This is a genomic window from Vibrio sp. QJM3NY_26 (assembly GCF_057786005.1).
This window is the reverse complement of record NZ_CM173516.1, coordinates 224304-246134: the sequence shown is the minus strand read 5'-3', so window position 1 is coordinate 246134 and position 21831 is coordinate 224304. Positions and strand designations below refer to the sequence as shown.

Genomic DNA, 21831 nt, shown 5'->3' with positions numbered 1-21831 from the left:
TGGTTGCTCGTCAAGATTTCTGTTAGGGGGGCCTATTGCTCCTCTGAGTCATTGGGCCGGCTATACAGATAGCCTTGATGTAAGTTGTAGCCTAGCTGACACAAGATATATTGTTGCCTGCGCGTCTCGACACCTTCATAAATCATCGTGATATTTGATAAGCGTCCAATCTCAGAGATATTAAGCAATACACCCTGATGGTGCTCTCCTGACTCGATATCCTTAACAAAGCAACGATCCAGTTTTAGATAGGCCGGAGAGATAATATTGATGATTTCGATGTTGTTATTGCCCGTGCCAAAGTCATCCAGAGCGATAGTGATACCAAGCTTTTTGATATCCTTAATGTTATCGATAACCTCACATCCATAGCCAATATTCGAATATTCAGTAATCTCGACGACAAATTCATTCGCTTCCATCGCGGCCAAATGCTCTCTGAGCCTTGCGAAGTTCGACCCCACCAAAGCGCTCGGACACACGTTGACACCATAGATCTCATGGCTGTTGTGTAATTTGGCTTTTCTGACCGTCTCGATGAGCAAGATAGTGTGAAAGGTGAGTAAATTGGTGCGTCTCATGGTGTTGATGAAGCTTAAAACGCCGACGTTACGAACTCGAGATAGCAACTCGTAATACAGAACGCTGTTGTCTTCGGTGTTGATGATGGGCTCTTCTTCAAAGGAGATGTGTTTCCAACGAAACAGGTAGATCATAAAGCCCAGAATATAGGAGCGATAAAGCAGTGTGGCGAGAATCAGAGAAAGCGCAGTCCACAGTACGACAATATCGTCACTGTAAAAGGCAATGGTTGCACCGGTTGGCAGTGGTGTTTGATAGATAGCTTTACTTTCTTCACCTAGGTTCAGAATGTAATAACCATTCTTCTGGATCGAGACCGAGTCGACTAACAGCGGCAATAGTGAGTTCTTGTATCGAGCTTCAATAGAGCGTGTAGAAATACGCACCGTAAGGTCAATGTCACGCTTAGTATCTACGAAGCGTGAATAAGCGAAATCGGTACTATCGTAAAAGTCATCAACTTGATCAAGGTCTACCATTTTCGAGCGTGTTTTGGAGATATAACATGAACCATAAGACGTAGTCATGATGACAGAATCTAAGTTGAGTGAATGCCTTAATGAGTGCACAGCCCCTTGGTTATCGCAACCATAGAGCATGATTTCTTCAGCAATATGTTTGGTGTTTTCGCTGTATTCATCAGCAATCTTCGTCGTATAAAGGATTTGGAAAAAGTAGACAACGAAGAGGAAAAATGAAGAGACGGTAAACACGGTTATCAGAGCCTTAATCAGTTCTCTATGATAGGTGTTGAACATCATTTTCAACATTTCTATCTGACTGGGCTTGAATTGATTGATGTCGTACTTTGGTGCGACGCAGTTTGTAGAGCTCTTATCGAGATCGATGAAGTAACCCACCTTATAAAGGTTAGAGATAAGTTCGCTATTATTATCTATCTTTGCTTTTTTACATAAGTTTCGATATTTCTTTCTTATTGAGGCGATGATGTTTTTTAATGCATACAAACTAAACTCTTCATCAAAATGTAATTTAAAAGACTCTTCAACATCTCGTGCAGATTGAGGGTTAGATATTGATGAGTGCTCAATAAGGTATTTGAATACAAAACTCTCTTTACTATTAAGACTTTCCTCTGATATCTTATTGCTGTTGTTCTTGATATATATCTTTTCTTCATTGTAGATCAGTTGCAAGCTCTCATTATTGTTGTTTATATTGAAAGAACAGTGCATGGCTCAACTCCTAAGCGACAGTTATTATATTTATGTGATTGATGTGTATTGGCTGGGATTTTCATTCAACCTAAGAGTCCTTTCCAAATAATATAACCAAAATGTCACCATCTTCTCTTAAGATGTTGATACTAATCGCAGAATTTGGGCTTGAATGAAAGGTTATGGAGATGTTCATCCAAAAGTTGAATTTATAAATGAAAGCCAATGATTTACAAGGGATAAAAGGGATTTATCCATTTGTTTTGGTATTTATCCATTTCACCGCTTCTATGTGGAAGATTTAGCTACTGGATTTAGAGGTTTCTAATGTAGCTTTTGATGGTATTCATTCGGTTTATTGATGTGTGAGATTTATCAGAATTTTTCAGGATAAACTTAGATTATGTCAATTTATGTAATATTAATTACAACATAATTAAGACATGATTTTAGTAATTGAATTATATGGCTAGATGATGGAATTGATAATATTGTATTTTGAGTCTGCTTTATTTGTATTATTACGTATTATTAAATAATGAAATCTTTAGGTGGGAAGTTTTAGATAGCACGAAGATGCTATTTATAATTATATATTTATAACTATCTATTTACGAAAGGTGTTTAACCAAAACACTGTTGATATCTATATCAGAAATGCACCTATGTAGATCTTTACAGGCTAATTATAAAAAATAAGATATGAATTAAGTTCATGTTATAACGTAAACAGCACTTAAAGATGTAAGTAGCAACAACTTAACCCTATTCGTATTATTTTTGAACAAATTTATCGTAACCACATGATATTCAAAGAGCTGTCTCGATGGTTTAGCTCTAACTTCTGAATGAGTAAAATCGTTGAGTATTTAACATGCGCCATCAAGTACGACGATTTGAGGTTCTTTTTCTGGTTGATAGAGTACCTGACAAAAGTTACCTTCAGGTGAATAGGTGTAGTTATCTGCGTCAAAAGAGATAGCTGCTACTCTTTCGGCATTGCTACCAGGATCGACTTCTTTGTTGATCACGTGAAGCTCTGTTCTGTCGATATTGAGCAGTCTTCTTAGTGAATCCACATAAGCTATTGGGTAGCCATGACAGACGTAGTAGGTTTCAATTTCCGTTTTTTCTACATAGTTGCACTCTCCCTCAACGCCAGCAATCGCAGACTTGGCGTAGATCATATCGATACCGGTACGTAGGTTACCCGCTACGTCGTGTATTTTACTCGCACGGGCGCTTCCTTGAACGTTTAAGAACTTGACCATAGCCGTGGTAGACAGGATAGCTAAAATTAAGACTGCGATGATAAGTTCTAAGAGAGTGAAGCCGTTTTGTCTTCTCATATTTACCGATTATTTGATCTGATTGAGGGGCTGCTTGAGGGTAATCTAAATACCAAAGCCATTACAGAAGGTAGGTATATCTGTTATATGGCTTGCAGGTTGATTGTTCTCAATAATTGCATAATAAACAATACTTTAACTTCGGCTTGTCGTTATTGGCCGCAATGTAAGCATACGTAAGCGTTGATGTGGGTATCACTCTCTGGACTACGAAGTGCTAAAAAACTCTAACTTATTGATAAATAGGTTTTTAAATGTCTATTAATCGACCTGTTAAAAATTGTCTTTCGACTTCATTTGACGGGATGGGCTTACTAAACAAGAACCCTTGAAGATACTGGTATCCACAATCGATCAAGAACGCTTTTTGCGTTTCTGTCTCGACGCCTTCAGCAACTACTTTTAGCCCCAGTTTATCGCAGATAGCATGAGTGGCTTGGACTATTGCTTTGCTCCCTTTGTGCGAACCATGGACAAAACTTTTATCGAGTTTAACGGTGCTAATTGGCAAGTCATGCAACATTGAGAGTGAGGAGTACCCTGTGCCAAAGTCATCAAGGTGAAGTTCTACGCCTAATTTTGATATATCACTTAATGCTTGTCTGACTTCACCATGCTTGAAGATCATGGAAGACTCCGTGATTTCAAGGGCAACGCTTTGAGGCTGGATGTTGTAGAAGTTCAGCATTGCCAATAACTGTTCGGCAAAGGTAGCGTGCATCTGAATACTCGAGATATTGATGCTCATCATCAACTCATTATCAAACTCTCGTTGCCACATCGATAACTGTTTGAGTGCGGAATTGAGAACCCATTTTCCGAGAGGAACTATTTGTCCACTCTCCTCCGCTAAGGTAATAAATTCGTCAGGAGCTATGTCACCTAGTTCTTCGTCCGACCATCGAAGTAAGGCTTCAAATCCTTTCACCTTGTCGCTGTTAGTGTTCATTATCGGTTGGTAATGAAGGTTGAGGTCGTCATTCTCTAAGGCATGCGTGAGTCGATGACGGATCTCTACCTTGCGGTGAAGGGTTTGTGCTAGACAAGGTGTAAAAGTTTGAAATCGATTTCGTCCATTTGTTTTGGCCATATGCATCGCCATACCCGCTTGCTTGAGCAGTGACTCTTGATCGACGGCATTATCAGGGAAATGAGCGGTACCGATGCTGCAACCAACAGACAAGGTGCCAATCCCTCTGATGTGGAAACTCTTGTTCAAGGCTTCAATAATACGAGAGCAGAGCAGCGGGATATTGTGATTTCGGCAGGCGTGGGCAATAACAATGAATTCGTCGCCACCAAATCGACCGATCATGCACGTTTCGTCGACGAGGTGTTTAAGACGTTCGCCAACCTGCTTAAGTAGTTGGTCACCGACACTGTGTCCATAAGTATCATTGACCAATTTGAAGCCATCAAGGTCGACAAACATCAACTCAAAGGGCGAGCGATAGGCAATACTGGTTTCTAAAAGGTTGGTGATACCGCGGCGATTGTAAAGCTCAGTTAAACAGTCGTGCTCAGCGTTGTATCTGGCTTTGATCAACTTCTCTTTCTGTTTAGTTGTACAGGTGAGGTTTAACAGAAGCTCGCTTTTATCAAATAGCCATTTTCCTTGAACGTCAAAGTGATGAATTTTGTTATCTATTTCGCAGCTGACTTCTTCTAAAATCTCGCGGCCTTTACGCGCAGCAAACAACCATTGTGCTGCTGCCTCTTCACTTGAAACGAAGTCGGATAGGGTACTAAACGGTGAACCATAGCTTTGAAAGAATGCGGAGTTAGCGCTCACTACGTCTCCCGAGTTATCAAATAGAAGGGATAGATTTGCGCCATCAGAGCAAGCTAAGTCGTGCTTTAGGCTGCCCTCTTCGGCAATGACTTGTACCAACATCCCAGTTCGACCATCGGGCAATGGGATCCCAGAAAATAGGCATAATGCACGTTTGGAAATGTGGTTTGGCGTGAAGTTCCACCATGTTTTGATGCTTTCGTTACGTAGAAATTGTCTTTGGTATTCTTCCAGTGTTGCTTCTATCGCTTTTGACATCTCGACACTAAAGTCACGTGATGTCAGCTCAAACATCGACTCAGACTCCCAGAGGGGGAGCGCGTTACTATTTGCCCAAGTTATTCTTTTATTATCAATATCATATATCCAAATAGGACACTTGAGATGCTCGAAAGGTTGATAATTGGTCATCATATTGAACTCGGTGAACTGATGTGTTGGTCGAACAGTGCCTACCGAACTCATGCATTCAGTAGGCGCTTATCAAATTGAATTCTGGTCTTCAACAGCCGTTAAAAGCCGTGTTGAAGAAGAAAAAAGTGCTACAGAAAGGAGCGCGCTATAGAACTCACAGTTGAAGCCCATCTTTTGACGAATGTTATTTTTGGCGCGACCTGAATGTTTATCCAAGAATTTGCCTGCGCTTGAATCGGATTCACTATTTCTTGTTTATTGTTATCAGCTAATAACTGCGTTGAAAATAAAGGGGGGCTGGTCAGTAACAGTGAAAGCGGTTTATTCATCTTAAAGTGGACCCTGTGTGGTAGTGGTGATTAGCAAATGCTGGATCGAATTATCAATTTCATGAATATTACTTGAAGAAGATATTGCTTAATAGCGCCTGCCGAGGCCCTGAAAATGCAAAACACTGGCTGGTGGGTAACGTAATCGTTTTCTTTCGACTGTTGAACGATATGTTCGGATTTTAAACCTATAAATATGTCATTTGTCAGTGATATTAACCGACAAGTCATTACTATTTGGAGGGTTTATTTGATTGGGTTTTGTAAATGCCTTAAATGTAAGTGTGAGTAAGAAAATAAAGCAAACGTAAGCGTTGTATAGGCAATTAAAACACCGTGAATAGCGAGTTATTGATGGCCAACCTTCTTAAACTAAGGCGTACTGGTGGTTAAGCACTGCGTTTTGTAAACGTGTATGTACAAAAGTGATTACAATGTTTTGCGTACGGTAAAAGTGAGGCTCGAATCACAACATTGATGATATATGAGCAGTATATATACTGCCCTCGCTTTTAATAAATACTGGTGATAGGAATGTCGAAAACCAAAGTGCTCATTGTCGAAGATGACCAAGAGATAGCTCGTTTAACTACGCTTTACCTAGAAGCTGAAGGCTACGATGTTAGCGTTGTTCATGAAGGGAATTTAGCACTTGAAGCGATCCGCAGTATTGAACCTGATTTAGTGCTGTTGGACTTGATGCTTCCAGGCATGAGTGGCGCTCAAATTTGCCGTCAGGCTCGAGAGTTTTACAATGGAATAATTTTAGTGTTGACCGCCTCTGCCGATGAAATGAGTGAGGTAAGCTTATTTAAGTTTGGCGCGGATGATTACGTTGCAAAGCCTATTCGTGGCCATGCTTTGTTGGCACGAATTGAAGCGTTATTACGTCGAGCTGCTCCTATTGCTATCGCGCCAGAAAAAACGGCTGAAAAGCAATGCGATATTGTGATCAACAATATTGCTCAAAGTGCCACTCTGTATGGGCAAAATCTTAAGCTTACTTCTGCCGAGTTTGAAATCTTAAACCTTCTTGTGAATAACATCTGTCAGGTCGTGACTCGAGACCAGTGCTGTCAGTTATTTCGAGGGATTGATTATGCTTTTAATGATCGTTCTATTGATATGCGAGTTTCCGGTTTAAGACGAAAACTACGCATTCACGCAAAAGACAAACAGTTGATCCGTACGGTTCGCAATAAGGGGTACATGCTGGTTGCGTAAGTTCATGACTGCGAAACTTCGTTCTGTTTCGATGTTTGCCCGATTGTATCTTGGGATTGTGGTTGGTATGTCGGCAACGATCTTTTTGTTTGTGAACCTAGGTGAAGGGCACATGCGAAGAACCGAGATCGAAACTTTCCTAAATGATGGTATTTACTTCGTTGAGCAGTATACCCGTCAGCACAATCAATATAATTCACTGTATAAAGAACTCGATAGAACAGGCTATCAACAATTTTATATCTTCAATTTACGACTGCTAGATAATTGGTCGGGAGAAGCTCCCTGCCAACGATGCGAGTTATTTACCACTTTAAATGGTGTACCTATATACCTCAGTGATAACGATCTGTACTCGGCGGTGTTTCAACTTCCAAATTCTAAATTTAGTTTCGCGTTCAGTGAGGTAGGGGATTTTTTCTCTCCTGAAATTGAATGGTATGAAGATTCAGAAAGAAACTTTTTACTCGGGCTTTTGTTCGCCATTATTGTCGCGATCGGCGCAAGTGTTTACTTACCTGTGAGGCGTTTTCAAGAAAGAATCGAGTTGCTAGTTGAGAAGCAAAAACAGTTTGGTCGAGGGAAACTCAGTACTCGTTCTGATCTAGACGACATTCATCCAGTGTCAGATTTGGCCAGCAGCTTTAACTTCATGGCGGAAGAGATCGAGAGCAAAGTGAAACAAAGCCACATCTTTGCTCAAGCTATCCCACATGAGGTGCGCACCCCGCTCAGTCGTATTCAACTGGCGACCGATATTCTAAGAAGGGGAGCTCCCGACCATCATCAGGCGCTTTTCGATGATATTGATACCTACATTGAGGATATCAACGATCTCACTTCAGAAATTATCATGCTGTCGAAGTTGAATGTCATGGATAACTCATTCTTTGAGCTCGTTAAAGTGACCTCTGATCTTCATGAGTACTGTCTCGATCGTATTCGTTACTCTCAGTTAGACAATGTGCTCTTTGAATCCAAAGTAGGGCAAGATTGCAAGATTAAGTGTGACTGCTCAATGGCACGTTTGGTCTTCGATAATATTCTCAAAAACGCGGGTAATTACACGCGCGATGAGGTGTGGATGACACTGGATGAGAATTCAGAAAATTGGCTAGTGGTTATTGAAGATAATGGTTCTGGAATCCCAGAAGACAGTCGTGATGAAGTATTTCTTCCGTTTTCCCGTCTAGATTCAAGCAGAACCTCAACAACGGGTGGTTTGGGGTTAGGCCTCGCGATTGCGATTTCAGCGGCTAAAAAGCTTTCTTGGGATATCAAAATCGATGACAGCAACCATGGTGGAGCTAAGTTCAGTATCGTGATTCCTAAGACCGTATAACTGGGCGCTCTGAGGGCTACTTAGGTTCTAGGTTCGTAAAATAACAAAGCCACGGTCGAATACCGTGGCTTTTTAGTATGCTCATTTACATAATAGTGACTGCTTAGAGCTTAGAGCTTAGAGCTTAGAGCTTAGAGTTTAGAGCGATGAAGACCATAAATGGCGTGGTCTACGATGCGGCCATTCAAGTTCTCATTACGAGTTATAATACCTTCTAACGTGAAATGTAAGCGCTCACAAACTTTACGGCTGCTCATGTTCTCAGTAGCGGCTGATATTTCAATCTTTTCCATATCTAACTCATTGAAAGCAATATCAATCAGTTTTTGAACCACACGAGTGACGATGCCTTTGCCTTGTTGAGTCTGTGACAACCAATAACCAATCGTTACCTTCTTGGTATTGTGGTCGATGGTATTGAAGCTGCAGTTACCGACGATCTTTCCTTGATACACGATGGCACATGTCATGCTTTTCCCTTCAGCATAATCGTGTAATGAGCGTTGGATGAAAATCCTAAAATCTTGCTCTGTTTTGCAGTGCGGTGGCCATGCTAACCACTGGCTAAGATACTCATTTTGGCTTTGTGAATAGTCAGCGTAATGGGTAGCGAAGCTTTCTTCGACCAATGCGATGGATAGTTCGTTATCGATAATCGTTTTAAACATGTCTTTCCTTTTCTTTTGGCTGATGATTTAGTGATTTTTGGTCGGCAGGCTATAATGTCGCATGATTTTCAATATGCAACCACTTGTAGCACGGATTTTTCGTGATACGTTAGTTCTATCACGAAACTCATTAAACCTTACAATAGTTGTGTATATAACCATTAGCTATGCATTAGTATTAGCAGCCTAAATATATAAAAACTATAAAAATGCTAGGCTTAAATAATGAATCAACATTGCCAAGAGGTAACCGTAGACCTAAGAAAGGCTCTATTTGGTATTGCTAAGGCGCTTGATAACGTCGGTTTTGAAAGCAAAAACCATGGGCAGAGGGTAGGTTATATCGCGTATCGATGTGCTCTGAGCGTCGGGTGGGAAGAAGAGCAGGCCCAACTTGCGTTCTCATTAGGGTTAATTCACGACTGTGGCGTATCGCAAATTGATGAGCAGCTCAGCTTAACTTCTGGGTTTGTGCCCGACTCGAGCTATCACCATTGTCAGAAGGGCTACCAAATCTTAAAAGAGTGCCCAGTTCTTTCTATATTCGCTAAGCCGGTTCTTTATCATCATACCCCGTGGGCTGAGTTAAAGGCGATTCATATCAGCGAGTTAGAAAAAGAATTGGCCGCGATCGTGATGCTTGCCGACAGAGTCGATTATCTATACGGCATAACCTCTTCTGATCGTTATGGAAATTTAACACCAGATGGAAAAGCGAGCATTATTGAACGTTTGACTGAACAAGCGGATGAGATGTTCGAAACCAACCTTGTACAACACATGTGTGAGCTGGTCGATCTGGATGATTTTTGGTTCTCGATGGAAATCCCTTACATCGAGAACATGAGGGATAACTTTGAGCCTGTGCCATTCTTCTCTCAGCAAATGTCGCTGGACGAGACGGTGGCCTTTGCCGAGTTTATCGCCAATGTTGTAGATACCAAAAGTTCGTTTACTTTTAAGCATTCGTTGAAAGTCGGGCAGCTTTCTGAATATCTCGCCAAGCAGTTGGGTTATTCATACACAACTCAGCGTAAACTCTATTTAGCCGGGCTAGTTCATGACATCGGCAAACTGCAAACACCTAATGACATTCTTCATAAGCCGGATTTGCTGACCGAAGAGGAGTATTGCTGTATTAAACGCCACGCAACGGACACTCGATTCGCACTGCAAGAGCTGTTTAGTTCTCCTCAGGTATGTCAATGGGCATCCAATCATCATGAAAGGTTAGATGGATCAGGTTACCCAATGGGTAAAACGGCGGAAGAGCTGGATCAACCGAGTCGGATCGTCGCTGTGGTAGATGTATTCCAAGCATTATCTCAATCACGTCCTTATCGTGCTGGTATGACGTTAGAACAGACGATGGCTATTTTGAGAGACTATGTTGAAAACTATAAGTTGGATAGAGAAGTGTTTGAATGTCTTGAAAAACACGCACAGTACTGTTTCGAGTTATCAACTGATAAAAGAATGTACGCATTTTAACGCTAGTGAATGCTGATTGGTTGTGAGGCGTTGGCGTGATGCACTTGTTAGTCATGCATTTGTAAGCCATACATTTTTGTAAACCATGCCTTCTGTAAATCATGAATGGGCAAGCCATGCGTTTCAATTCATGCTAAAAGATAATTGACTAAGCACCAGAAACAGAAAAGCGATAGCCGAGGCTATCGCTTTTTTAATGGGGGCATATCAGGATCTTTAGATCGAGATTAGCAGCGTTTTAAGATCTCGATGATCTCTAGCTCTGTTTCCGCTGCGATAATGGCATCAATGTCATCATCATTTTGGAACAACTCTGATAGCGCCATAATAGTATGGATATGGCTATCTGAGTCCATCGCTGCCAGAGTAATTGAAAGGTAAACGTCACCGTTGTCTTCCGACTCTAAATCAACACCCTTTTTGAATACCGTCACTTGCAGAGATGCTTCGTTCACACCATCTTCAGGACGAGCATGAGGCATCGCAATCTTTGGTGCTAGAACATAGTACGCGCCAATGTCCTTGTGCTTTTGTTTGATAGCTTCAACATAGCTAGCTTCAATTTTGTTGCTTGCTAGCAGTGTTGAACAGGTTAAATCAATCGCAGCATCAACCGTTAGGTTTTCTTCAGAGTTGATGATAACGCCTTGGTCACCGATTAAATCGAATAGGCTCATGAAACAATCCACCCTAGAATCAGACCAACTACACCGAAGTCGAAGTCAGCAAACGTTGTTGCTTCAAGACCCAGGCCACCCAGTACAGGAAGTAGCAGCATCGGTAGGAAAGAGATACACAGACCTTGCGTGAATGAACCTAGGATTGCACCGCGTAAACCGCCTGTTGCGTTACCGTAAACACCAGCTGCGCCACCAACGAAGAAGTGAGGTACCACGCCCGCTACAATGATTGTCCAACCAAGTGCACCTTGTACTGCCATTGCTAGTAGACCAGCAGCGAAAGAACAAAGGAAACCGATAAGTACCGCGTTTGGGGCTACAGGGAATACCATTGGGCAATCTAGAGCAGGTTTTGCACCCGGAACTAGTTTGTCAGAAATACCTTTAAATGCAGGAACGATTTCAGCAATTAGCATCTTCACACCTTGCAATACGATGTAAACACCACCTGCAAAGATTAGAGATTGCATGAAGGTAAACACAACCCAGTTTTGACCGCTTGATACTGTTTCTACAAACTCGCCGCCCGCAATAATAGACGCAAGCATGAAGAAGATTGCCATTGTTGTTGCTACGGCTACTGGCGTATCACGCAGGAACATTAAGCTTTTAGGAACTTGGATGTCTTCTGTTGATTTTGATGTGTCACCGAATTTGCTACCAATGAAGCCAGACACGATGTAAGACAGTGTCGAGAAGTGACCGATAGCCAGTTGATCAGTACCCATTACTTTTTCAGTGTACTTTTGGCCTAGAGCTGGCATCACAACCATTAGTGTACCGACAATGATAGAGCCAATTGCGACTAGAGCAGTGCCTTCAATGTTTGCTGTAGACAGAATTACCGCTACTAGCATAGACATGAACATTGTGTGGTGACCCGTTAAGAAAATATATTTTAAAGGAGTAATGCGAGCCAATAAAATATTCACAACGAATGCGAAGAACATAATTAGAGCCATTTCATAACCGAATGCTTCTTGTGCTAATGCAACAATTGCTTCGTTATTTGGAATAACACCACTTACGCCGAATGCTTCAGTAAATACAACTGAGAAGTTATTTAGTGCGCCAACAAGAGCGCCAGCACCAAAACCTAAAATTAGGAAACCCATTACGGTTTTAATTGTGCCTTTTAGAATGGTAGAAATATCAGCTTTTTGTGCAACAAGGCCAATGAAAGCAATTAAACCTACCATGATTGCTGGCTCTTTTAATAAGCCGAGCATGAATTCGAAAAAGTTTTGCATAATTTGACCTTACATGAAAGTTTTTAGTTGTTCTTCGATTGATGCTTTGTCAAAAATATTTTTAAGGCTGATGATGTTCTCTTTTCCACCGTCTTTCAGTTGGTTAGCAACGTCTGTTGCCGCGACCCAAATATCCGCATTGCTTGATGCCGCAGAAGATAGATCTTCGTGATCAATCTCTGCTTCGAAACCGATTTTTTTAGCCACTTCTTTCACTGCCATTTCCATCATTAGTGAAGTACCAAGGCCGTTACCGCAAACTACAAGAATCTTTTTCATAATATTTGTCTCAATTGGATTTTAGGGGTTGAGAAACTGCGTTCTCTTATTGTGTGAGAGCATAATAATGGAAATATTCAGATTTCAATAAGATCTCCATCACAAAGCTAAAATGAGATTGTGATGGAGATCTCGTTAATTTGTGTTAAAGATCCAGAGTGAGACTTTGATCAAATTTAACTTTTCACTCGAATATGCAACGTATCTTATTGAGAAAGGCAGGAGTAAATGTATTTATTTTTCGGAAGACAAATATTTAGAGGATTTGTGAAATAAAATAGATAACTAATCGTATCGACCGTAATCGGTAAGCATTTTCTTAAGCATACTATTGACGTCTTTGGTCTTTTTATTTCTTTTTGTTAATTGACTGAGAGAGGTTGGCTTTGGAGCCTCAGTTTTATCATTCTCAACATCTTCGACCTTATCTTTCATTTTTTGTACAGCGGGCAATAACATTCGAATTTCTTCGTTATTAGTGTTGGTTAGTACCACAATATTTTCAGATTCAACTTGGGTAATGGTCAATATTCCATGTTTAACGGATTCAACCTTTTCACCAATCATAATTGATTCAGGTGCGACAGAGCGATCAGTTAACTGACCTGTACGTAATTTCGCCGCACTGATAGCGCGGATATTTCCGGTGTTTTCAAACGCGACAATAACAGTATAGGTATTATAATATTCAACTACTGTCACATAGCCATGTCTATTTGTTTTGAATTTAGCTCCATTGTTCATGTCGTGCGGAGCTTCCATTTTCTTCAAGTGTTTCCTCTCTTAGTCTCGATGGCTGTTATATCTAATCAGCTCTATTAGTATTTTATAGATAATTATTTGGTGAGATCATACAAAGTATATACGCATCTAAACTTAAGATGAATCTTGAAGTATCGGGAAATGAGGCAGAGCACAGAAAAGTAGTAAGAATCACACAGAATTAACCGAGTGATTACGCTCGTACGTTTAAAGGCTTAACATTACAAATTCAACTTCATACAGGTTGTTTACAGTTTTTATGCACACAAATGACGATAAACACAGCGTTTTGTTTAATCCTTGACCGCGCGATCGTTTGCGTTAAAAAATGTGATGAAAGTCTCACTTAACTGTTTATACTTCTTTTCCGGTTTTAAGCCGGTGCTTAGCCAATACAAGCCGTCACATGGATATGTGAATGACCCCACGGACCGGACCAGCTACGTTCCACTGCTTGTATAAGGTGATTTTTACATGAACAACTCGTTGTTACAGTCGCTAACGTTGTTAGCTCCTTCATCGCGTAGCGTTTTGCTTGCGGTTCTTTGTCCTATTCCTTTGATGTCATTCGTTTGGCTCATGTTCACTCTTTAAGGATTACTAGGACACATTATGAATATTCTATTTGGTCTTGTCGGTGTTATTGCACTGATTGCTTGCGCATGTCTGCTATCTGAGAGTCGCTCTTCTATTAACTGGAAAACGGTCTCTCGTGCACTATTACTTCAAATCGGCTTCGCTGCTTTGGTGTTGTATTTCCCTTGGGGACAACTGGCGTTAACAAGCCTAAGCAATGGCGTTTCGAGTTTGCTTGGTTTTGCAGACGTTGGTATCGCTTTCCTATTTGGTGATCTGGCTACTGAAGGTTTCATTTTCGCGATTCGCGTACTTCCAATCATTATCTTCTTCAGTGCTTTGATCTCTGCGCTCTATTATTTAGGCGTTATGCAGAAAGTGATTCAAGTTCTTGGTGGAGCGGTGCAAAAACTGCTGGGCACCAGTAAAGCTGAATCTCTAGTTGCAACAGGTAATATCTTCCTTTCTCAGGGTGAGTCACCTCTTCTTATTCGTCCCTTTTTAAAGTCTATGACTCGTTCTGAACTGTTTGCTGTAATGGCGGGCGGCATGGCGTCAGTGGCCGGCAGTGTGCTGGGTGGCTATGCAGGATTAGGTGTTGAGCTTAAATACCTTATTGCAGCAAGCTTCATGGCGGCTCCGGGCAGCCTATTGATGGCGAAGATCATTGTTCCTGAGCGTAGTACTCCGAGTGACTACGACCACATTGAGCTAGATAAAGCTGACCAAAGCAACGTGATCGATGCATTGGCAAGTGGAGCAATGAACGGTATGAAGGTGGCGGTAGCTGTCGGCACTATGTTGGTTGCATTCGTGAGTGTGATTGCAATGGTCAACACGGGTTTAGAAAGTCTAGGCGAAATGTTCGGTTTTGCGGGCATTACCCTGCAAGCTATCTTCGGTTACCTATTCTCGCCTCTTGCATGGTTAATTGGTATCCCGAGTGATGAAGTATTAATGGCAGGTTCTTACATCGGTCAGAAGATCGTAATGAACGAGTTTGTTGCTTTCATCGATTTCGTTGAGAACAAAGCGCTGCTATCTGAACATAGCCAAGTCATTGTGACTTTTGCATTGTGTGGTTTTGCCAACATTGGTTCTATCGCGATTCAATTAGGTTCGATTGGTGTGATGGCACCAGAGCGTCGTGCAGAAGTGGCAAACTTAGGTTTGAAAGCAGTAGCGGCTGGTACGTTAGCTAACCTAATGAGTGCATGTTTAGCGGGTATCTTCATCCTGCTTTAAGCTAGATTAAGTTAAAGTAGCTAGATTCAATAAAAGCGCTTAAATTTAGTAAAAGCGGGTATCTTACTTACGGAGTTTACGTAAGAAGGGTATCCGCTTTTTTGTGCCTGCTGGTTAGGTTGATTCAGATTCAAACCACCACTTTCATTACTCTGTCGTGTATAAGGCTCACTCGGAAGAGTAATAGAGCAAGCTCCTTTTATCCGATATACTTGAATATCATCAGGTTGCGATTAATAGCATTCGACTTCGATTAAGAATATTCGGTTTCGACTAAGCACATCCGCTTTCGACTAAGAACAATGGCAACCAAGTCCAATAAATCAAAGGTTTCCCCATGAACATGCGCGTTCTCATCGGTCTTATCACTGCCTTTATCGGCTTGTTTGCGATGGTTTATCTTATTGCTGGTGGTACTCAGTTCCCTATCTCTCAGTGGCCGCAAGAGGCTTACCACGGTTTAGTCTTCAGCATCGTATGGGGCACTGGCGTCGCCGCATCGGTGGCGTACTTCTTCTCGGCATTGGTGTTTGTGACTATTGCAGTGGTTTGCTATGCGATTGGTTATAAGATCGGTGGGCTCTTTTCTAGCAAGTCAGAAGCATAAAACAGAAGTTTAAACGTACACTTTTTGCATTTTCTTTTAGGGTTAACGTTCGCCTTAACCCTCCCTTAACCTCCAGCTCGTTATCTTGCCTCCATTCTTACAGGAGACAAGAAGATGAAATTGAATCTTCCTTTAAAACATTCCCTTATTTCACTTGCTCTAATCGGGTTGATCGGTTGCACGACAACCAGTCAGGCTGACTATGTTTCGTTAGCAGAGCAAAGCACTAGCAAGACACAGCAAAGCTTACTTTCAGAGCTGATCCAACAAACCTCTGAAGAACAGGCTTTGAACCAGCATGCTTCTAATGAACAAGAGTTAGATACAGAGAATCTACAACTCACCGATTTAGTGAATGCGCCGGAGCTCGATCTCTATATCGAGCGCGCTCTGCAGAACAGTCCAAGCCTTCAACAAAGTATCACAGCACTCAAAATTGCCTATGCACAGCAAGGTGTGACGTCTGGCGACCGCTTACCAACCGTCGATGCGAGTTTTTCTGGTCAAGCTGACGAAGGCACTAAAGGCTCAAGCACCACTGAAACCTACACCACGGATGTCACGGTCGGTTGGGAGTTGGACTTATGGCAGAAATTAGCAGACACAAACAACGCCGCGTTAAAAGACATTGCGACGTCTCAGGCTAACCTTCAGGGGGCTCAAGATCTTTTGGTCGCGAGTGTGATGAGAGGTTGGCTTGATATCAGCTTGAAGCAGCAGCTTGTTGATATTGAAACACAGCGCTTGGTGATTCTAGAAAATAACGAAGAGCTTGTTTTAGAACGATACCGTGCAGGGTTGGGTAGCCTTGAAGACCTGGATAACGCCAAAACCAGCAGCGCATCGACTCAGTCAACCTTAGCCGATTACCGCGAGCAACTTGCACAAAGTCGCCGTGAATTGGTTCTGTTAACAGGACAGTGGAGTGGAGAGTCTGATCTAGCTTCAATACCTGATCTCGGTTCATTCCCAACCATCATTAACCCGCTAGACAACATGCCGACGCAAGATCTGGCAGGGCGTCCGGATCTTCAAGCGGCTTTCTTCAATATTGAAGCAGAAACACTGCGTGCTGATGCTGCATACAAAGCGATGCTACCGTCGATCAGCTTATCTGCAAGCCTAACCGATATGGCAGAATCTCCGAGCGAAGCGCTGCTTACCGGGCCTTTGTGGAGTGCGCTTGGCCAAGTATCGGCACCACTGTTTCAAGGTGGCAAGCTGAAAGCCCAAGCAGAGATTGCTGACTTAACCACAGAAACCAGTTACTGGGCTTACCAAGAAACACTACTGAATGCGGTGAATGAAGTGGAGAACGCGATGGGTCAAGAGTCCTCACTAACGCTTCAACAGCAACACCTAACGAACGCCTTGGTGAGCGCACAACGCAGCTTCACCAGCTATGAAGAGAAATACCGTCAGGGTTTGGTCGACATTTTTGATCTACTTACTGTTCAGCAACAAACCTATGACCTTGAAGCGCAGCTAACACAAACCATCTATAACCGTCTTGTAAACCGAATTGATTTAGGCCTAGCTCTGGGCTTGGGAGTATCTTCATGAAACTGAACACCATCACAATTGCAATCACCCTTGTTGCGGGTTCAAGCATTTTTGCTGCCCTCGCTTACAACGGTTCACAAACAGAGCTTACTCCTCAAAAGACGAATGAATTAACGGTTTCAGAGTCTCAAATCATGGTTGCTGAAACTAAGTCTATTGGAACTAAGTCTGTTGAAACGACCACCTTAGCAGCCTCGCAACAGCAACAAGTGTCAGTGGTACTCGCAACTCTCGGAGACTACCAAGCGGAAGTGGTGGGCTACGGAGAAGCGAAGTCGCGTTATGAGTTGATGTTTTCAACAGAAGTTGGTGGCCGAGTAGAAACGATCAGCTCGCAGTTTGAAACAGGGCAAGTGATAAGCCAAGGTGAAGTGATCGCCAATATCGACTCGACCAGCTACCAACAAGCGGTAACGCAAGCAAAGGCGAATGTTGCTCAAGCTCAACTGGATTTATTGGAAGAGCAAAGACAAGGCGAACAAGCTAAGTCTGAATGGCAACGCTCTGGTTTGTCCGGCGAGCCAGATTCACCTTTAGTATTACGCGAACCACAACTGGCACAAGTAACAGCTGCCTTAGAGAACGCCAAGCTTGAATTGGTAAAGGCTCAGCAAGACCTCGAAAAAACAACCTTGGTTGCCCCTTTTGATTCGTTGGTCGTGAGCCGTGATGTTCAACCGGGAAGCTACGCACAAACGGGCGCGCAGATTGCTACGTTATACAGCGTTGATGAGGTTGAGGTCTCTGTTCCTTTGTCTGAAAGCCAATGGTTGAGCTTACCCAACAGCGATAACTCGCAATTGAAAGAGCAGCCGTGGCCAGTGATTCTGTCGAGTTCTGATGGTCAGTACCAGTGGCAAGGTTATGTCGAGCGAGTAGAGCAGCACTTACAACAAGACACACGTCAACGTTCACTGATCGTGAAAGTCGATAACCCTTTGGAGCAAGAGAAAGATCTTTATCCAGGCACATTCGTGCAGGCAACGATCTCGGGTAAGCAACTAACTCAATTATGGGAGCTGCCAGCTTCAGCACTTTCGCAGCAGGGTGATCTGTGGTTTGTGGATGGCAACGGTCTGCTCTCTAAATCAAACGCGAATGTTGAGTTTGAAAAGGGCGGTTTGATTTACATCGACCCTACCAAGCTGAACAACTCTGCCGATCTGAATAGCCTTACAGAATCAAATAGTGACAGTGTGCAAGTGGTAAAGCGTCCGTTAAGCAGCTTTAAAGCAGGCATGGTCGTTCTGGCTAAGGCGGAGGGTTAATCATGTCAAACAAGCAGCATACAGGCGCTATTGCATGGTTTGCTAACAACTCTGTGGCAGCGAACTTATTGTTAGTGGGCGTGATCATTATTGGCGTGTTATCGCTTAACACGTTACGTAAAGAAGCATTCCCGAGCCTAGAACCCGATGTTGTCACTGTTTCAGTGACTTATGACAGTGGTGACCCTGTTCAAGCGGAAGAAGGCCTTGCGATTAAGATTGAAGATGCGTTAGAAACCGTACCTGGCATTAAGCGTATTACGTCTACTTCTGATGCGAACGGCAGCTATGTTTCGATTGAAAAAACGAGCACCTATGATCTTGATACCCTGTTAACCGACGTTAAAACTAAGGTTGATGCGATCAATAACCTGCCTGCGGGCGCTGACAATCCTGTGATTGATAAGGCTCGCATGCAAGACCACGCCTTATGGGTACAGCTTTATGGGGATGCAGACCGAGCAACGCTGCAGAGCTTAGCTGAGCAACTAAAGTCGGATTTACTGAGCCAATCGGCCATTCGTGACTTAGAGATTAAGGCTAAAGCCGATCCTATGATCTCGGTCGAGGTTGATGAGAATAAACTTCAAGCTTATGGATTAACCCTGACTGACGTCTCTGAAGCGATCAATGCGGAATCTTCTGCTGCAATTTCTACCAGCCTTCGCAACGGTGAAAAAACGGTTCGTTTGAAGGTGTCGGAACAGGCGTATGAGATCCAAGACTTCAACGCGATTCCGGTGATGACGACGACTGATGGCACTCAAATTACATTGGGTGACATTGCCAACGTCGAAGACATGTTTGCCGATGACACCTTCATGCTTTCTCGTTACAACCAACATAATGCAATGGCGATTCAGATCGTGATGGATGAATATGGAGATGTCGTCAGCATCGTTGAACAGGCTCAACAAGTGGTAGATCGCTGGGAAAACAGCAACATGCTGCCGAGCGATGTCGAAATCGAAACGTGGTACGACAAAAGTACCATGATCAAAGACCGTTTGAGCCTGTTGGTGAAGAACGCGTTAACGGGTATTGCTCTGGTATTCATCGTGTTAGCGGTATTCCTTAATGTGCGTGTCGCTTTCTGGGTGGCTGCGGGCTTACCGTTCGTATTCTTTGGCACCATGTTCTTCATGACAGACACCTTTATGGGGTTAACCATCAATGAAATGACCACCTTTGGTTTCATTATGGCGCTCGGAATAGTCGTCGATGATGCGGTGGTCGTCGGGGAAAGCATTTACTCCACGCGCAAAGAAGAAGGGGACTCAATCGGAAGTACCATTCGAGGAACCATGAAAGTGGCGTCACCAACTATATTTGGTGTGTTAACGACAGTCGTTGCCTTTTTAGCATTGGCCAATGTTGAAGGTAAAATGGGGCAGATTTATGCTCAATTTGGCACCGTCGTGACTATTTGCTTGTTGCTGTCATTGGTTGAATCAAAGTTCATCCTGCCATCGCATCTTGCACACATTAATACCAAGCGTAGTGACAAGAAGGGGTTGTGGGCTCGCATTCAACATGCTGCGGATACTGGTTTAGGTTGGTTTAACAAGCGTATCTATTGCCCGGCTATTGAATGGGCACTAAAACTGCGTTACGCCGTGGTAATGGTTTTCTTGTCGCTGCTTATCTTGGTTGCTGGGCTACCGATGACGGGTGCGGTTCGTGTGGCTTTTTTCCCTGATATGCCGGGTGACACCGTTACAGCTGATATGTCGATGCAGAACGATGCCAGCTTTGGTCAAACACAGCAAAACTTGCTAGTGCTTGAAGCGGCGGCAACACAAACGGATGAAACTCTGAGAGCGCAATACGGTGCTCAAGATGGATCATCGGAATTGCTTAGCCTTCAGGTTATCGCCGATGCCGATGATTCTGGCCAAGTGAAAATTGAATTGGACAGCGCCAGTGTTTACACATCGAACGAGTTTGCAGATGCGTGGCAAGAGACTGTTGGCCAAATGGAAGGGGTTAAGAAGCTTAAAATCTTGTCTAAAATGGAGATGGTCGATAACTTCAAAGTCGAGCTAAAAGCGTGGAATGAAGAATCAGTTTCGGCGGCCGGCAATGAGTTCTTAACCAAGCTTCAAGCTATTGACGGTGTGAGTGGCATTGATCATAACTTGGATCTGGGTGAGCCTCAGTATCGTTTCGAATTAACACAACAAGGTCGTGCGTTAGGTTTTGATACGGCAAGTCTTTCACAGCAAGTATTACAGGCGTTTGGTGGTGACATAGTTCAGCAATTCCAACGTGGTAAAGATGAGGTGAAAGTTCGAGTTCGTTACCCAGAGTCGGATCGTCAAACCATTGCGGATATCAAGCAATCGAGCGTGAGAACCAACGACGGTACCGTGGTGCCTTTGAGTACGGTTGCTGAGGTGCATTCAGACTACCAAGTATCAGAGATCACACGCATTGATAGCCAACGTGCTGTGTACATCAGTGCAGTATTGGACAAAGAGGTGGTTGCGCCTGCTGAGCTTGTTCATCAGTTGCAAGACACATTAGTACCCGATTTAGAAGCGCAATATCCGGGGCTAACGGTCGACTTTGCTGGCGAAACGGAAGAGCAAGAAGAAACCGCGAGTTCAATGATGAGCATGTTTGTACTCGCCATGATTGCTATCTACACGCTGCTTGCTATCCCGCTGAAGTCTTACATTCAGCCTGTGATTATTATGACAGCGATTCCATTTGGTATTGTTGGGGCAATCTTAGGGCACTGGTGGAATGACTTAACAATCAGTATCCTATCGTTAAACGGTATCCTTGCATTGAGTGGCGTGGTGGTGAATGACAGCTTGTTGTTGGTTTCTCGTTTCAATGAGCTAATCAAAGAGCAGGGCAAGTCGGTTCACGATGCGATTGTTGAAGCGTGTTCTGGTCGACTAAGAGCCGTGTTACTCACATCGGTCACCACGTTCGCAGGTTTGACGCCACTATTAAGTGAAACGTCTCTGCAGGCTCAATTCCTGATCCCTGCAGCGGCAGCACTAGGTTACGGCATTTTGTTTGCGACGTTTATTACGCTGATTCTGACGCCAGCATTACTAATGATTCAGTGTGAGATTAAGTCGCTGATTCTTAAAGTCACAAATCGAGTCAAAGGCGTTGAACAAACGGCTTAACAATGGCTAAGCTAATGATGATATCTAATAGGTGGATGCTGAATTAGTCTCAGCAGCATCTGTTTAGGTTCATTAGCAGTCAAAGC

General features: G+C 43.0%; 16 protein-coding genes. 8 read left to right on the top strand and 8 right to left on the bottom strand.

Annotated features, from left to right (window positions below; genetic code table 11):
• Window positions 1-32: 32 nt before the first annotated feature.
• The 3 genes from AC3CH4_RS16575 to AC3CH4_RS16565 all read right to left on the bottom strand — a co-directional run bounded on the left by AC3CH4_RS16575 (window position 33) and on the right by AC3CH4_RS16565 (window position 5366).
• Window positions 33-1778, bottom strand: coding sequence for an EAL domain-containing protein (locus AC3CH4_RS16575; RefSeq protein WP_488544062.1), 1746 nt, complete (start codon window positions 1776-1778; stop codon window positions 33-35).
• 851 nt (window positions 1779-2629) lie between these two features.
• Entirely contained in the window at window positions 2630-3109 is a 480-nt protein-coding gene (locus tag AC3CH4_RS16570; protein WP_488544061.1) for a type II secretion system protein, read from the bottom strand.
• Window positions 3110-3359: 250 nt separating this feature from the next.
• Window positions 3360-5366, bottom strand: coding sequence for a putative bifunctional diguanylate cyclase/phosphodiesterase (locus tag AC3CH4_RS16565; protein WP_065205832.1), 2007 nt, complete (start codon window positions 5364-5366; stop codon window positions 3360-3362).
• Between the two features lie 812 nt (window positions 5367-6178).
• On the opposite strand from AC3CH4_RS16565, the gene AC3CH4_RS16560 reads away from it, so the two are divergent.
• Together AC3CH4_RS16560 and AC3CH4_RS16555 are read left to right on the top strand one after the other, a co-directional pair.
• Entirely contained in the window at window positions 6179-6868 is a 690-nt protein-coding gene (locus AC3CH4_RS16560) for a response regulator transcription factor (protein ID WP_065205833.1), read from the top strand.
• The gene (locus AC3CH4_RS16555; protein WP_054547151.1) at window positions 6861-8210 is read left to right on the top strand and encodes a sensor histidine kinase; all 1350 of its coding nucleotides are present in this window, start codon (window positions 6861-6863) and stop codon (window positions 8208-8210) included. The genes AC3CH4_RS16560 and AC3CH4_RS16555 overlap by 8 nt, the downstream gene beginning before the upstream one ends.
• A gap of 131 nt (window positions 8211-8341) precedes the next feature.
• Here the strand turns inward: AC3CH4_RS16555 and AC3CH4_RS16550 are convergent, their stop codons facing one another.
• Complete coding sequence (locus AC3CH4_RS16550; RefSeq protein WP_488544060.1) at window positions 8342-8878, bottom strand: GNAT family N-acetyltransferase; 537 nt, start codon at window positions 8876-8878, stop codon at window positions 8342-8344.
• A 225-nt stretch (window positions 8879-9103) separates the two neighbouring features.
• On the opposite strand from AC3CH4_RS16550, the gene AC3CH4_RS16545 reads away from it, so the two are divergent.
• Entirely contained in the window at window positions 9104-10369 is a 1266-nt protein-coding gene (locus tag AC3CH4_RS16545) for an HD-GYP domain-containing protein (RefSeq protein WP_054547150.1), read from the top strand.
• 227 nt (window positions 10370-10596) lie between these two features.
• Here the strand turns inward: AC3CH4_RS16545 and AC3CH4_RS16540 are convergent, their stop codons facing one another.
• From AC3CH4_RS16540 to AC3CH4_RS16525, 4 genes are all read right to left on the bottom strand, one after another.
• Window positions 10597-11046, bottom strand: a complete 450-nt coding sequence (locus AC3CH4_RS16540) for a PTS sugar transporter subunit IIA (protein WP_488544059.1) — start codon at window positions 11044-11046, stop codon at window positions 10597-10599.
• Entirely contained in the window at window positions 11043-12299 is a 1257-nt protein-coding gene (gene ulaA / locus AC3CH4_RS16535; protein ID WP_004729966.1) for a PTS ascorbate transporter subunit IIC, read from the bottom strand. Before ulaA ends, AC3CH4_RS16540 begins: the two co-directional genes overlap by 4 nt.
• Window positions 12300-12308: 9 nt before the next feature.
• Complete coding sequence (locus AC3CH4_RS16530; protein WP_004729968.1) at window positions 12309-12578, bottom strand: PTS sugar transporter subunit IIB; 270 nt, start codon at window positions 12576-12578, stop codon at window positions 12309-12311.
• A gap of 285 nt (window positions 12579-12863) precedes the next feature.
• A complete protein-coding gene (locus tag AC3CH4_RS16525; RefSeq protein WP_004729970.1) occupies window positions 12864-13340 on the bottom strand; it encodes a hypothetical protein in 477 nt (158 codons plus the stop codon).
• 612 nt (window positions 13341-13952) lie between these two features.
• Between AC3CH4_RS16525 and AC3CH4_RS16520 the strand changes: the two genes are divergently transcribed.
• The 5 genes from AC3CH4_RS16520 (at window position 13953) to AC3CH4_RS16500 (ending at window position 21745) form a co-directional block, all read left to right on the top strand.
• Window positions 13953-15161, top strand: a complete 1209-nt coding sequence (locus AC3CH4_RS16520; protein WP_004729974.1) for a NupC/NupG family nucleoside CNT transporter — start codon at window positions 13953-13955, stop codon at window positions 15159-15161.
• A 337-nt stretch (window positions 15162-15498) separates the two neighbouring features.
• Entirely contained in the window at window positions 15499-15768 is a 270-nt protein-coding gene (locus AC3CH4_RS16515; protein ID WP_065205837.1) for a hypothetical protein, read from the top strand.
• Between the two features lie 114 nt (window positions 15769-15882).
• On the top strand, window positions 15883-17331 hold the full coding sequence (locus tag AC3CH4_RS16510) for a TolC family protein (RefSeq protein WP_488544058.1): 1449 nt from the start codon (window positions 15883-15885) through the stop codon (window positions 17329-17331).
• Window positions 17328-18599: an efflux RND transporter periplasmic adaptor subunit gene (locus AC3CH4_RS16505; protein ID WP_488519322.1), complete on the top strand. Its 1272-nt coding sequence runs from the start codon at window positions 17328-17330 to the stop codon at window positions 18597-18599. The genes AC3CH4_RS16510 and AC3CH4_RS16505 overlap by 4 nt, the downstream gene beginning before the upstream one ends.
• Window positions 18600-18601: 2 nt before the next feature.
• Window positions 18602-21745 carry an efflux RND transporter permease subunit gene (locus AC3CH4_RS16500; protein ID WP_488544057.1) on the top strand — a complete coding sequence of 1048 codons (3144 nt, stop codon included), beginning with the start codon at window positions 18602-18604 and terminating at the stop codon, window positions 21743-21745.
• Window positions 21746-21831: the final 86 nt, after the last annotated feature.